Source organism: Pseudomonas sp. BF-R-24, assembly GCF_019947335.1.
Classification (GTDB): Bacteria; Pseudomonadota; Gammaproteobacteria; order Pseudomonadales; family Pseudomonadaceae; genus Aquipseudomonas; species Aquipseudomonas jessenii.
On sequence record NZ_JAGYGG010000018.1, the window covers coordinates 22,697 to 35,879 of the forward strand.

The window sequence follows — 13,183 nt, forward strand, 5'->3', positions numbered from 1 at the left end:
TTGAATGTGAAGCCGCCTTCGCGAGCAAGCCCGCTCCCACATTAAAGCGTTACTGGCGGACTAGGCGATGGTTCGGCAGCTGCACCTCTTCAGTGCTGCGATACGGGTTGATATCCAGCCCGCCACGACGCACATAACGCGCATACACCGTCAGTTTCTCTGGCTTGAGCAACCGCTGCAGGTCGAGAAAGATCCGCTCTACACACTGTTCATGGAAGTCCGAGTGCTGGCGGAAGCTGACGATGTACTCGAGCAGGCTCGCATGATCCAGCGCCGCGCCACGGTACTCCACCGCGACGCTGCCCCAGTCCGGCTGGCTGGTGACCGGGCAGTTGGACTTGAGCAAATGACTGTGCACGCTCTCCTCGACAATGCGCGAATCATCGCAACGCAGCAGTTCCGGCCGTGGATGCTCGTAGTTGCTGACGCTGATATCCAGTTCATCGATGCACACGCCCGGCAAGGCCACGACACCTTCGCTCTCGACCTCCTTGAGACTGCGAATGCGCACACCCACCGGCTTGCCGGCAGCCGCCGACAAGTCCTTGGCCAGCGTCGCCTCAAGGCTCGCGGTATCGGCAAACGGCGTCTGGTTCAGGGAGTTGAGATAGAGCTTGAACGACTTCGACTCGATGATGTTCGGCGAATCCGCCGGAATGCTGAATTCGCCGATCGCCACCACCGGCTTGCCCGACGGCAGCAGCCAGGACAGCTCGAAGCAGTTCCAGAAGTCCACGCCTTTGTACGGCAGGGTTTGCGCCGTCAGGCCCAGCTCCGCCCACTTCGCGGTGCGCGGGATCGGGAACAGCAAGGACGGCGTGTAGGTGGCGATGTATTCGCTGGACTTGCCCAGCGGCGAGTGTTCGGCTGCGGGATGCATGGCGGAAACCTGACTGAAGAATCAGCGGATTCTATCAGCCTTTGCTCCCGCCTTTGAGTGCTTACTGACTGACAGTCAGTTTGCCGACCATGCCGGCCTGGTAATGGCCGGGAATATTGCAGGCAAACTCAAGGCTGGTGGCCTTGCTGAAGGTCCAGGTCAGCTCGGCGGTCTTGCCCGGTTCCACCAGCACGCTGTTGGGGTCATCATGCTTCATGCCGTGGTCCATTTTGCTGTGATCCATGCCGGCCATTGCCTTCATACCGGTTGGCGCCAGCATGCCGCTCTGTTGCATCTGCAACATTTCCTGCTGGTGCCTGGCATGCAATGCCGCATCCCCCAAGTTGAACTCATGCAGCAACTGGCCTTTATTGACCAGCACGAAGCGCACGGTTTCCCCGGCCTTGATATCGAGGGACTTCGGCGTGAAGGACATGTCCCCCATCACCACCTCGATGCTGCGGGTCGCCTTGGCCGCCGAGGCCGGTTGACCGAAATCGTAGGTATGCCCGGCGTCTGCCCACACCGGTGAACTCAGCGCCAGCAAACACAGGATTTGCGCCACGGATTTGCGTAAAAACATCGTCATACTCCAACAAGTTAAGGCTCAGCATGCGCAAAACTCTAAACTGCTGCCACTGCCCGTAACCTGACAGCCAGATTACAACTTTGTCAGGTTGCCCTGTGCGAATGCTGCCCACGGTATAAAGCCTTCGTTCCACTTGCCATGAGTCGCCCATGAAACTGCTGATCGTCGAAGACCAACCCAAAACCGGCCATTATCTGCGCCAGGGCCTGACCGAGGCCGGGTTCAACACGGAACTGGTGGCCGACGGCAACACCGGCCAGCAATTGGCCCTCAGCGGCGAATATGCCCTGCTGATTCTTGATGTAATGCTGCCGGGTCGTGATGGCTGGCAAATTCTCCAAGCAGTGCGCAGCGCCGGCCTGGACACGCCGGTACTTTTTCTGACCGCCCGTGACGCCGTGGAGGACAGGGTTCACGGCCTCGAACTGGGTGCCGATGACTATCTGGTCAAGCCGTTTGCCTTCTCCGAACTACTGGCCCGGGTCCGCAGCCTGTTGCGTCGCGGCAGCACCACGCCGCAGGAGACCAGCCTGCAACTGGCCGATCTGCGCCTGGACCTGATCCGGCGCCGGGTCGAACGCAGCGGCCAGCGTATCGACCTGACCGCCAAGGAATTCGCCCTGCTGGAAATGCTCCTGCGCCGCCAGGGCGAAGTCCTGCCCAAGTCGCTGATTGCGTCCCAGGTCTGGGACATGAATTTCGACAGCGACACCAATGTCATCGAGGTGGCGATCCGTCGCCTGCGCCTGAAGATCGACGATGAATTCCCCAACAAGCTGATCCATACCGTACGCGGCATGGGCTACGTCCTTGAAGAGCGTCCCGCCTGATGCGCCGTCTCTCCTTGAGCAGCCGCCTGGCGCTGCTGTTTGCCGCATGCACCGCCGTGGTCTCGTTGTTCGCCGGGGTGCTGTTCAGCCGCGCCAGCGAGGCGCACTTCGTTGAACTCGACCAGCAACTGCTGGACGGCAAGCTGATTGGCTTGCGTCGGGCCCTGCACGACTTACAGTCGAGTGACAGCGAAGTAAAACTGGCCGAGGAGTTGAGCCGGCAGGCTGACCTGTCCCTGCGAATCACCGGCAGCGACGGCCAGCGCTGGTATGACAGCTCGACCAACATCCCCCAGGCACTGCCGCGCCGGTCCGGATTGTCGACGGTGAGCCATGAAGGCACAGATTACCGCGTCCTCAATGCGCCGCTTTTCGCGGACAAACCCGAGTCACCGCAACTGACCCTGCTGTTGGACATCACCCATCACCAGCACTTTCTGCAACGCATGCAGCATTTGATCTGGCTGACCGTCGGCCTGTCAGCCCTGGCCACCGCACTGCTGGGCGCCTGGGCGGCACGCAGCGGCTTGCGCCCGTTAAGGCGGATCAGCGCGGTGGCCAGTGGTGTTTCCGCGCAATCGCTGAACTCGCGGCTACCTGAAGAAAACATACCGCCGGAACTGGCGGAAATGGCCCACAACTTCAACGCCATGCTCGGACGCCTCGACGACTCGTTTCAGCGCCTGTCGGCCTTCTCCGCCGACATTGCCCATGAACTGCGCACGCCATTGTCGAACCTGCTGACCCACACCCAGGTCACCCTCACCCGCCCTCGCCCCATCGAGGACTACCGCGAAGCCCTGCACAGCAACCTCGAAGAGCTGCAATGGATGGCGCAACTGGTCAACGACATGCTCTATCTGGCCAAGGCTGACCATGGACTGTTAATCCCCAAGCGCGAACCGTTGGAACTGGGACAGGAAACGGATCTGCTGCTGGAGTTTTTTGCGCCGCTGGCGGAAGACGCGCAGGTAAAACTGAGTCGTGACGGCAATGCCCGCCTCGAAGGTGACCGCAGCATGTTGCGCAGGGCACTGTCGAACCTTCTGGACAACGCACTGCGGTTCACGCCGGTCGATGGCGAGGTTCGGGTGCGAATCGTCGATCAGCCAAAAGAGTTGCGCCTGACCGTTGAAAACACGGGCCAACAGATTTCCAAAGATCTATTGCCGCGCCTGTTTGACCGGTTTTACCGGGCCGATCCTGCGCGTCGTGAAGGCAGTAGCGAACATGCGGGACTGGGACTGGCGATCACCCAGTCGATCATCCGTGCCCATGGCGGGCAGATTCGTTGCGAATCGGAGAATGGGTGGACGCGGTTTGTGATTGAGTTACCGAAGGGGGATTGAGGCCAGCAGCTCCGGCCCCTTCGCGAGCAAGCCCGCTCCCACAGTGTTTTGTGGTGTTCACATCATCTGTGTACGACGCAGATCCCTGTGGGAGCGGGCTTGCTCGCGAAGGCGGTGTAACGGCTTACGAATACCGCAACGCGTGAGCCGGCTCGATCTTCGCCGCACGCCAGGCCGGGTAAACCGTGGCCAGGAAGCTCATGACAAACCCCGCCGTGCAGATCAGCGCCACATCCGCGCCTTGCAGCTCAGACGGCAGGTTACTGACGAAGTACACGTCGGAACTGAAGATGTGCTGCCCGCTGACCCGCTCGATCCAACCTACGATCTGGCTGACGTTCAGTGCGGCAATCACGCCCAATACACCGCCAATCAAGGTGCCGACGATGCCGATCACCGTGCCCTGCACCACGAAGATCGCCATGATCTGCCGTGGCGTGGCGCCGATGGTGCGCAGGATCGCGATGTCCGCACCCTTGTCGTTCACCACCATGATCAGGGTCGCGATGATGTTGAACGCCGCCACCGCGACGATCATCAGCAACAGCAGGCCGATCATGGTTTTTTCCATCTTCATCGCGCTGAACAGGCTGCCCTGGGTGTGGGTCCAGTCGTCAGCCTTGTAGGCCGCGCCCAGCCCCGTGGCGATGTCGTTCGACACTTGCGGCGCGGCATACAAGTCCTTCACCGCCAGGCGCACGCTCTGCACCTGATTCGGCTCCCAGCGCTGCATCTGCGCGGCATCGGCCATGTGGATCAGCGCCATGGTGCCGTCCAGTTCCGCACCGACCTTGAACACGCCGACCACATTCAGCCGCTGCATGCGCGGGGTAATGCCGCCCGGCGCATTGCTGACCTCAGGCACGATCAAGGTGATCTTGTCGCCCACGTTCAAGCGGAAGCGGCGCGCCGTGATCTGCCCGATCACCACGCCGAATTCGCCCGGCTTCAGGGCTTCCAGGCTCCCCTGAACGATGTGCTTGGCGACGATCGACACCTGGCCCTCCAGCGCCGGGTCGACACCGCTGACCTGGATCGGCTGCATCGTGCCCTTGTAGGACAGCATGCCCTCCATCTCGGTGAACGGCACCGCCGCCGTCACTTCCGGGTTTTTCATCGCGGCCGCCGCCACGGGCTTCCAGTCGTCAATCGGGTTCACGCCGACGATGGTGGCGTGCGGCACCATACCGAGGATGCGCGAGCTCATTTCGCGCTGGAAGCCGTTCATCACCGACAGCACCACGATCATCGCCAGCACGCCGAGGGCGAGGCCGATCATCGAGGTCATCGAGATGAAGGAAACAAAGCGATTGCGGCGCTTGGCGCGGGTATAGCGCGTGCCGATAAAGATCGATAACGGTCTGAACATTCGCTGGGGCACCGTATAAAAATAAAAGACCCGACGCACCTTTCGGTCGCGTCGGGTTTCAATCCGTTAGATGGGAGTCAGGCAACCTTCCTGCAAGTGCAGGACGCGGTCCATCTGGCGGGCGAGGTTCATGTCGTGGGTCACCACCAGGAACGCCGTGCGCATCGAGGTGCTGAGCTCCAGCATCAAGTCCTGGATCCCCTGGGCGGTGTGGGAATCGAGGTTGCCGGTCGGCTCGTCGAGCATCACCAGGCCTGGATTGTTCACCAGGGCGCGGGCGATGGCCACACGCTGACGCTCACCACCGGACAGTTCGGCCGGCTTGTGCTCCAGGCGATGCCCCAGCCCTACCCGCTCCAGCAACGCCGTGGCACGCTGACGCGCTTCGGGGATCGCGGTCTTGCCGATCAGCAGCGGCATGCAGACGTTTTCCAGGGCGGTGAATTCCGGCAGCAGGTGGTGGAACTGGTACACGAAGCCGAGTGCGCGATTACGCAGCAGGCCGCGCTTCTTCTCGCTCAGCGCCGACAGTTCTTCACCGTCGAGCCAGACGCTGCCCTTGGTCGGTGTATCGAGGCCGCCCAGCAGGTTGAGCAAGGTACTTTTGCCCGAGCCCGACTTGCCGACAATCGCCACACGCTCGCCCGGGTGCAACTCCAGTTGCAGGCCGGCCAACACTTCTACCGATTCCGGGCCTTCCTCGTAGGATTTGCCCAGGCTGCGGCAGCTCAAGATTGCTTTATCACTCATGCCCGACTCACTCATAACGTAGCGCCTCCGCAGGCTGGGTGCGCGCGGCACGCCAGGCTGGATACAGGGTGGCGAGGAAACTCAGGACCAACGCCGCGGAGCAGACCATCACGACGTCCTGGCTCTGCACCTGCGACGGCAGGTAATCGATGAAGTACACGTCGGCGTTGAGGAACTTGTGCCCGATCAGGCCTTCGAGGGCCGAGATCGCGGCGCTGACGTTCAGCGCGGCGAAGATCCCGACCACCGCGCCGATCGCGGTACCGACTACGCCAATGACGGTGCCTTGCACCATGAACGTGCGCATGATCGTGCCTGGTGTGGCGCCCAGCGTGCGCAGGATCGCGATGTCGCCCTTCTTGTCATTCACCACCATCACCAGCGTGGAAATGATGTTGAACGCAGCGACGGCAACGATCAGCAGCAGCAACAGGCCGATCATGGCTTTTTCCATGCGGATCGCCTGGTACAGGTTGCCGTGGGTGCGGGTCCAGTCGCGGGCGTAGTAGCGGTCTTCGCCGAGGTCGCGGGCGATGCTCCACGCGGTGCGCGGCGCCTGGAACAGATCGTCGAACTTCAGGCGCAGGCCCTGGACCTGATCCGGTTTCCAGCGGTGCAGCCGGGCCAGGTCCTGCAGGTTGGTGACGCCAAGATAGCCATCGAGCTCACCGGCGCCGACATGGAAGATGCCGACCACGGTAAAGCGCTTCATGCGCGGGAACATCCCGGCCGGGGTCACCGTGACTTCGGGCGCGACGAAGGTCAGCTTGTCGCCGATGGCCGCACCGAGCTTGGCCGCGGCCTTGTCGCCGATGACGATGCCGAACTCACCCGGCACCAGGTCGTCGAGTTTTCCCTGGGTCATGAATTGATCGATGATCGACACCTGGCGCTCTTGCGCCGGGTCGATGGCATTGAGCAGGACTTTCGAGACCTTGCCGTTATTGGTCAGCAAACCCTGCATTTGCGTAAACGGCGCCACGGCCGTCACCTGCGGGTTCTGCTTGACCTTCGCGGCCAGGCCTTGCCAATCGCTGATCGCCTCACCGGACTCGATGGTCGCGTGGGGCACCATGCCCAGCACGCGGGTGCGCATCTCATGATCGAAGCCATTCATCACCGACAGCACCACGATCATCACGACCACGCCAAGGGCGAGCCCGATCATCGAAGTCAGGGAAATGAATGACACAAAATGATTGCGACGCTTTGCACGGGTGTAACGCGTGCCGATAAATACGAAGAGAGGTCTGAACATGTCGGGGCTTGTTCGGAGGGAAAAGGAACGTCCTTGTGGCGGGGGTCGATAACCAGCTTTACACTCAGACCACCGCCGCTACCATGGGTTCGCCATGTCGACATTAGATGAAGAAGATCGCCGCGAATACTACCGTATCGAGGATACGATCGCACTGGAAATTCGGCCCCTGTCCGCTACTGAAGCCACAGGCCAGGAAGTGTTGCAGGATGCTTCTCCACTCTTCAACTTGCTCAGCGAACTGCACCTGAGCGAATTCGAGTCGCAACACCTGTTACGCCAGATCAGCGAACGCGACCGGAACCTCGCGGCATTCCTCAAATCCCAGAACAAACGCATCGACTTGCTGAGCCAGGTGATCGCCATCACCGTGCTCGGGCAGATCGGCGAACCGCAGCCAGTGATCATCTCCGAAGGCGGCATCGACTTTCAGCATCCATCGCCCATTGCCGCCGGCGCCCGCCTGTCGGTCAAACTGGTATTGATGCCGCAGGCCCTGGGCCTGCTGCTGCGCGCCCGCGTCACCCATTGCGACCGCAAGGGCGACGGCTATGACGTCGGCACCGAGTTCGAACACCTGACCGACGCCCAACGCCAACTGCTGGCCCGCCACATCTTGCAAAAGCAGGCCCAGGAACGACGCCTGGCCCGCGACCAACTCGAATCAGGCAATTAAATTAAGGAAGAACCGTGACCCTCATCTACGGCCATCGCGGCGCCAAGGGCGAAGCACCGGAAAACACCCTGACCAGCTTTCAGGAATGTCTCAAGCACGGCGTGCGTCGCTGCGAACTGGACCTGCACCTGTCCATGGACGGCGAGCTGATGGTCATCCACGACCCGACCCTCAAGCGCACCACCGACCGTCGCGGCAAGGTCGTCGAACACACGGCGGCCGAGCTTGTGACCTATGACGCACGCAAGGGTGGACCGGGCTGGATCAAGCCTTGCCCGATTCCGACGCTGGAAGAACTGTTCGAGAAATGCGACTTCGATCACTGGCAGCTGGAAGTCAAAAGCGCATCACGGATGCGTGCCGCGACCACCGTGCTGGCGATTCGCGAAATGGTGCAGCGTCATGGCCTGATGGACAAGGTGACCATCACCTCGAGTTCTCGTGAAGTGCTCAAGGCCGCGCTGGAACTGGTGCCGGACGTGTCCCGGGGGCTGGTGGCCGAATACGCCTGGCTCGACCCGCTGAAGGTCGCGGCCAGTTACGGCTGTGAAATTCTGGCGCTGAACTGGACCCTGTGCACGCCGGAACGCCTGCAAAGGGCGCAACGTCAGGGGCTGCATGTGTCGGTATGGACCGTCAACGAGCCCGCGCTGATGCGCAGACTCGCCGACTTCGGCGTTGACAGCCTGATTACAGACTTTCCCGGTTTGGCCACCGCCACGCTCGAGAATTGCTGAAATCGGTCTCCCCGGCCGGCTCAGGCCACCGGCCGGAGCCCGTCAAAAAAGCCGGTTGAGGCCGTCGTACGCGGCTACCCGATAGGCTTCGGCCATGGTCGGGTAGTTGAACGTGGTGTTGACGAAGTACTTCAACGTGTTGAGTTCGCCCGGCTGGTTCATGATCGCCTGACCGATGTGCACGATCTCCGACGCCTGATAACCGAAGCAGTGAACACCCAGCACTTCCAGGGTTTCACGGTGGAACAGGATCTTCAGCATGCCTTGCGGCTCGCCGGCGATCTGCGCCCGCGCCATGCTCTTGAAGAAGGCCTTGCCCACTTCGTACGGCACTTTGGCCTGAGTCAGTTCCTGCTCGTTCTTGCCGATCGAGCTGATCTCCGGAATGGTGTAGATGCCGGTCGGCACGTCATTCACAAAGCGCCAGCTACCGTTATCGACGATGCTGCCGGCGGCCGAACGACCCTGGTCGTGGGCGGCACTGGCCAGGCTTGGCCAGCCGATCACGTCGCCGGCGCCGTAGATGTTCGGCACGCAGGTGCGGTATGCCTCGTCGACTTCGATCTGGCCACGGCTGTTGACCTTCACGCCGATGTTTTCCAGACCCAACTGATCGGTGTTGCCGGTACGACCGTTACACCAGAGCAAGGCGTCGGCCTTGATCTTCTTGCCGGACTTGAGGTGCAGGATCACGCCGTTGTCCACGCCTTCGACGCGGTCGTAGTCTTCGTTGTGGCGAACCGTGATGTTGTTGTTGCTGAAGTGATAACTCAGGGCCTGGGAAATTTCCGAGTCGAGGAAGCTCAGCAGTTGCCCACGGTTGTCCACCAATTCAACCAATACACCCAGACCGCTGAAGATCGAGGCGTATTCGCAACCGATCACGCCGGCGCCGTAAACGATGAGTTTACGCGGGGTGTGGCCGAGGCTGAGGATGGTATCGCTATCGTAGATACGCGGGTGGTGGAAATCGATGTCCGCCGGGCGATAAGGACGCGAACCGGTGGCGATGATGATGTGCTTGGCCACCAGTTTCTCGACCACGCCGTTGGCGCAGACCACTTCGATGGTTTGCTCGTCGGCGAAGCTGCCGGTGCCGAAGAACACGTCGACGCGGTTACGGGCGTAGTAGCCGGTACGCGAAGCGACTTGCTTGGAGATGACTTTCTCGGCGCTTTTCAACACGTCCGGGAACGAGAACCAGCGCGGCTCACCAATGGCCCGGAACATCGGGTTGGTGTTGAATTGCATGATCTGCCGCACCGAGTGACGCAGTGCCTTGGACGGGATGGTGCCCAAGTGAGTGCAGTTGCCGCCGACCTGGCGACGGCTATCGACCATCGCCACCTTGCGCCCTGCCTTGGCGGCGTTCATTGCCGCGCCTTCCCCTGCCGGGCCGGAACCCAACACCACCACGTCGTAGTTGTAGACAGCCATGCGTACTCCTCAGAACAGGCCGCGGTACCCTCGGCACCTGCGGCTAAATCACGCCAATGCGTGGCATGAAGGAACAATTTGGGGCCAGTGCAGAACCCGGACACAGTCTATAGAAGCGTCAACGCCGCGCACATTAACCCTTGGTCGCGTCGTAGGCTACTTTTGCCTGCGCTACAACGCCAGTTTTCAATGCTCAAATCGCCGAAATCATTCGGTTTTTTCGCCACTGATGCGTTCAAAAGCGGGACTGCTGCGTGTGACGAAACCTGTATCGGCACGAATCACAAAAAATGCGCCGATATCGTGTTTTTCTGCGTAGTCCCAACCGCGCTCCGGGCCGAGAATCAGCAACAGCGTCGATAAGCCATCGGCCATCAGCGCCGAAGGATGAATCACTGTGACGGACGCCAGGCTGTGTGAGACCGGCGCACCGGTGCGGGCATCAAAGGTATGGGAAAAACGCTGTCCGTCCTGCTCGAAATAATTCCGGTAGTCGCCAGAAGTGGACAGGCCATAGCCGTCGACGACAATGACCCGTTCCGCCACCTGCCGGTCATCCCGCGGCTCTTCCAGGGCAATGCGCCACGGCGAGCCGTCAGCCTTCCTGCCGGACGCCTTGAGCTCACCCGTGGCCTCGGCGAGGAAGTCATGGATGCCCATCGCCTCGAGTCTTGCGGCAATCGTGTCCACCGCATAACCGGCGGCGATGCTGTTGAAGTCGACCTCGACGGCGGCGTCCTTGCACAACCGGTCGCCATCGATGCGCAAATGTTCGTGGCCGACGCGCTTGCGGGCTACGGCGAGCGCTTCGGCGGTCGGGACTTTTTCCCCGCGAGCCTGCGGACCGAATCCCCAGAGGTTCAGCAACGGCTCCACCGTCAGGTCGTAGGAACCGTCGCTTTGCACTGACAATTGCTCGCCCACGCGGACCAATTCGAGGATCGACGCCGGCATTGCCTGACAGCCGTTGGCCGGTAACGCATTGAAGCGCTCGATGTCCGAGTCGCTGCGGTAGGTCGACATTTGCCGGTCAATGTCAGCGAGGATCTGCTCGACCTGGACACGGACTTCGTCCGGCGCCGGAAGGTCGGCATGGCGCACATACTTGATCGAATAAGTGCTGCCCATGGTCGGGCCGCCGAAGCTCTCCAGAGTGTCGCCGTTGCCGCAGCCTGATAGTGCGCCGAGCAGCAAAAATGCCACCCCCAGCCACCTGATCAACAATTCCCGAGCTCCCCAATGCATCCCCTGACACGCCGCCAGGGCCAGCTATTATGCGATAGAACCGTGGGAGCGGGCTTGCTCGCGAAGAGGCCATCACATTCAGCATTGATAGCTCTCTCAGACCGCTATCGCGAGCAAGCTCGCTCCCACATTGGATAGCTGGCGTGATCACTACCGTGCAAACACCACCACACCCTGTGGGAGCGAGCTTGCTCGCGATGAGGCCAGTGCGAACAACACATCCCCCAATAGACAAAAGCAGCACAAACAAAAACGCCCCGACCAAGGCCGGGGCGTTTTCATGTGCAGCTAAGGCTTAGCGCGGGAATGCTGGCGGGTTTACACCGGCCATGTCTTCCATCACGCGAACCACCTGGCAGCTGTAACCGAACTCGTTGTCGTACCAGACGTACAGAACAACGCGGTTATCCTGGGTGATGGTCGCTTCAGCGTCCACTACGCCTGCGTGGCGCGAGCCAACGAAGTCGGTGGAAACCACTTCCTGGGAGCTGACGTAATCGATCTGCTTGTGCAGATCCGAGTGCATGGCCATCTGGCGCAGGTACTCGTTGATCTCTTCGCGAGTGGTGGCCTTTTCCAGGTTCAGGTTCAGGATAGCCATCGACACGTTCGGCGTAGGAACGCGAATCGCGTTACCGGTCAGCTTGCCCTTCAACACTGGCAGAGCCTTGGCGGCTGCAGTGGCGGCACCGGTCTCGGTGATTACCATGTTCAGCGGCGCGGCGCGGCCACGACGGCTGCCCTTGTGGAAGTTGTCGATCAGGTTCTGGTCGTTGGTGAACGAGTGAACGGTTTCGACGTGGCCGTTGACGATGCCGTACTTGTCATTCACAGCTTTGAGCACCGGCACGATGGCGTTGGTGGTGCAGGAAGCGGCCGAGATGATCTTGTCGTCAGGGGTGATTTCGCCGTGGTTGATGCCGTGCACGATGTTCTTCAGCGCGCCCTTGCCAGGTGCGGTGAGGATTACGCGGGCAGCGCCCGGGCAAGCCAGGTGCTGGCCCAGACCATCGGCGTCACGCCATACACCGGTGTTGTCGACGATCAGAGCGTTTTCGATGCCGTACTGGGTGTAGTCGACTTCGGCCGGGCTCTTGGCGTAGATAACCTGGATCAGGTTGCCGTTGGCGGTGATGGTGTTGTTGGCTTCATCAATGGTGATGGTGCCATCGAACGGGCCATGAACCGAGTCGCGACGCAGCAGGCTGGCACGTTTGACCAGGTCGTTCTCGGCGCCCTTGCGGACCACGATGGCGCGCAGACGCAGGCCGTCGCCACCACCGGTTTTCTCGATCAGGATGCGCGCCAGCAGACGGCCGATACGACCGAAGCCGTACAGGACAACGTCGGTGCCTTTGCGGGCGGAAGCGTTCTGCTGGCCAACCACGTCGGCCATCTCTTCACGGACGAACTGCTCGGCACTACGGCCATTGCCTTCGGCCTTGTATTTGGCCGCCAGCTTGCCCAGGTCTACCGAAGCGGCACCGAGCTTGAGCTCGCTCATCGCCTTGAGCAGCGGGAATGTTTCGTGGACGGAGAGTTCGGTTTCGTCGGTCTGGCGATGACGGGCAAAGCGGTGCGCTTTGAGGATCGAAATCACCGAGCGGTTGATCAGGCTGCGGCCATAGATCGAGCTCACCACGTTGTTATTGCGGTAGAGCTGACCGATAAGCGGAATCATCGCTTCTGCGAGTGCTTCACGGTCGATCCATTCACCAAGACACTGGTCGGGCTTCTGAGTCACGGGAACCTTCCACATGTAGGGGCAGAAAAAAGGGGCTACATTATGCCGCCGAGTGACAGCGGTAGCAATGCGCGCCCGTCGCGCTTTACGTAACAAATCGTCGTTCAAAAAAATTACGCCTCGCTCCAGCCCAATAAAACCGGGGCTTTCAGCACAGTCAATTTTTTGGAGCCAAAGTCTCCTTATCCGTAACCCTCCGTAACACTCGTTGTTTTTGCCACTACATATTCATTAATTTTAGGTAAAAAAGCGCAGAATTTTGTCTTTACCACTACATTTCGCCAAACCCGTACTTTAGACACAGTCAGCAACTGACAGG

General features: G+C 60.7%; 12 protein-coding genes. 4 read left to right on the forward strand and 8 right to left on the reverse strand.

The window, feature by feature from the left end; all coding sequences use genetic code 11:
- Positions 1 to 49: 49 nt before the first annotated feature.
- Positions 50 to 880 (reverse strand): NADPH-dependent 7-cyano-7-deazaguanine reductase QueF, encoded by an 831-nt coding sequence (gene queF, locus KGA98_RS15855; protein ID WP_090454128.1) that lies wholly within the window; start codon positions 878 to 880, stop codon positions 50 to 52.
- 61 nt (positions 881 to 941) lie between these two features.
- Positions 942 to 1,463 (reverse strand): plastocyanin/azurin family copper-binding protein, encoded by a 522-nt coding sequence (locus tag KGA98_RS15860; RefSeq protein WP_150812439.1) that lies wholly within the window; start codon positions 1,461 to 1,463, stop codon positions 942 to 944.
- 155 nt (positions 1,464 to 1,618) lie between these two features.
- Here KGA98_RS15860 and KGA98_RS15865 point away from each other — a divergent pair, with 155 nt between their 5' ends.
- On the forward strand, positions 1,619 to 2,299 hold the full coding sequence (locus KGA98_RS15865) for a heavy metal response regulator transcription factor (RefSeq protein WP_057715640.1): 681 nt from the start codon (positions 1,619 to 1,621) through the stop codon (positions 2,297 to 2,299).
- The gene (locus KGA98_RS15870; RefSeq protein ID WP_150812438.1) at positions 2,299 to 3,648 is read left to right on the forward strand and encodes a heavy metal sensor histidine kinase; all 1,350 of its coding nucleotides are present in this window, start codon (positions 2,299 to 2,301) and stop codon (positions 3,646 to 3,648) included. The genes KGA98_RS15865 and KGA98_RS15870 overlap by 1 nt, the downstream gene beginning before the upstream one ends.
- A 124-nt stretch (positions 3,649 to 3,772) precedes the next feature.
- On the opposite strand, the gene KGA98_RS15875 is transcribed toward KGA98_RS15870, so the two are convergent.
- From KGA98_RS15875 to KGA98_RS15885, 3 genes are all read right to left on the reverse strand, one after another.
- A complete protein-coding gene (locus KGA98_RS15875) occupies positions 3,773 to 5,017 on the reverse strand; it encodes a lipoprotein-releasing ABC transporter permease subunit (protein WP_057715642.1) in 1,245 nt (414 codons plus the stop codon).
- Positions 5,018 to 5,083: 66 nt separating this feature from the next.
- Positions 5,084 to 5,767: a lipoprotein-releasing ABC transporter ATP-binding protein LolD gene (gene lolD, locus KGA98_RS15880; RefSeq protein WP_173677889.1), complete on the reverse strand. Its 684-nt coding sequence runs from the start codon at positions 5,765 to 5,767 to the stop codon at positions 5,084 to 5,086.
- A 7-nt stretch (positions 5,768 to 5,774) separates the two neighbouring features.
- Positions 5,775 to 7,025, reverse strand: coding sequence for a lipoprotein-releasing ABC transporter permease subunit (locus tag KGA98_RS15885; protein WP_102668916.1), 1,251 nt, complete (start codon positions 7,023 to 7,025; stop codon positions 5,775 to 5,777).
- Between the two features lie 94 nt (positions 7,026 to 7,119).
- Here KGA98_RS15885 and KGA98_RS15890 point away from each other — a divergent pair, with 94 nt between their 5' ends.
- Together KGA98_RS15890 and KGA98_RS15895 are read left to right on the forward strand one after the other, a co-directional pair.
- Complete coding sequence (locus KGA98_RS15890; protein WP_150812437.1) at positions 7,120 to 7,701, forward strand: PilZ domain-containing protein; 582 nt, start codon at positions 7,120 to 7,122, stop codon at positions 7,699 to 7,701.
- 14 nt (positions 7,702 to 7,715) lie between these two features.
- A complete protein-coding gene (locus tag KGA98_RS15895) occupies positions 7,716 to 8,438 on the forward strand; it encodes a glycerophosphodiester phosphodiesterase (RefSeq protein WP_007984279.1) in 723 nt (240 codons plus the stop codon).
- A 42-nt stretch (positions 8,439 to 8,480) separates the two neighbouring features.
- Here KGA98_RS15895 and sthA read toward each other — a convergent pair whose 3' ends face one another.
- From sthA to KGA98_RS15910, 3 genes are all read right to left on the reverse strand, one after another.
- Positions 8,481 to 9,875: a Si-specific NAD(P)(+) transhydrogenase gene (sthA, locus tag KGA98_RS15900; protein ID WP_007984277.1), complete on the reverse strand. Its 1,395-nt coding sequence runs from the start codon at positions 9,873 to 9,875 to the stop codon at positions 8,481 to 8,483.
- A 207-nt stretch (positions 9,876 to 10,082) separates the two neighbouring features.
- Positions 10,083 to 11,120, reverse strand: coding sequence for an FAD:protein FMN transferase (locus KGA98_RS15905; protein WP_191626067.1), 1,038 nt, complete (start codon positions 11,118 to 11,120; stop codon positions 10,083 to 10,085).
- 295 nt (positions 11,121 to 11,415) lie between these two features.
- On the reverse strand, positions 11,416 to 12,879 hold the full coding sequence (locus tag KGA98_RS15910; RefSeq protein ID WP_090454111.1) for a glyceraldehyde-3-phosphate dehydrogenase: 1,464 nt from the start codon (positions 12,877 to 12,879) through the stop codon (positions 11,416 to 11,418).
- Between the last annotated feature and the right edge of the window lie 304 nt (positions 12,880 to 13,183).

Coding starts and splice junctions, on each gene's coding strand:
- KGA98_RS15865 (WP_057715640.1), top strand. CDS start 1,619: ATGAAACTGCTGATCGTCGAAGACCAACCCAAAACCGGCCATTATCTG.
- queF (WP_090454128.1), bottom strand. CDS start 880: ATGCATCCCGCAGCCGAACACTCGCCGCTGGGCAAGTCCAGCGAATAC.
- KGA98_RS15870 (WP_150812438.1), top strand. CDS start 2,299: ATGCGCCGTCTCTCCTTGAGCAGCCGCCTGGCGCTGCTGTTTGCCGCA.
- KGA98_RS15910 (WP_090454111.1), bottom strand. CDS start 12,879: ATGTGGAAGGTTCCCGTGACTCAGAAGCCCGACCAGTGTCTTGGTGAA.
- lolD (WP_173677889.1), bottom strand. CDS start 5,767: ATGAGTGATAAAGCAATCTTGAGCTGCCGCAGCCTGGGCAAATCCTAC.
- KGA98_RS15860 (WP_150812439.1), bottom strand. CDS start 1,463: ATGTTTTTACGCAAATCCGTGGCGCAAATCCTGTGTTTGCTGGCGCTG.
- KGA98_RS15905 (WP_191626067.1), bottom strand. CDS start 11,120: ATGCATTGGGGAGCTCGGGAATTGTTGATCAGGTGGCTGGGGGTGGCA.
- sthA (WP_007984277.1), bottom strand. CDS start 9,875: ATGGCTGTCTACAACTACGACGTGGTGGTGTTGGGTTCCGGCCCGGCA.
- KGA98_RS15885 (WP_102668916.1), bottom strand. CDS start 7,025: ATGTTCAGACCTCTCTTCGTATTTATCGGCACGCGTTACACCCGTGCA.
- KGA98_RS15890 (WP_150812437.1), top strand. CDS start 7,120: ATGTCGACATTAGATGAAGAAGATCGCCGCGAATACTACCGTATCGAG.
- KGA98_RS15875 (WP_057715642.1), bottom strand. CDS start 5,017: ATGTTCAGACCGTTATCGATCTTTATCGGCACGCGCTATACCCGCGCC.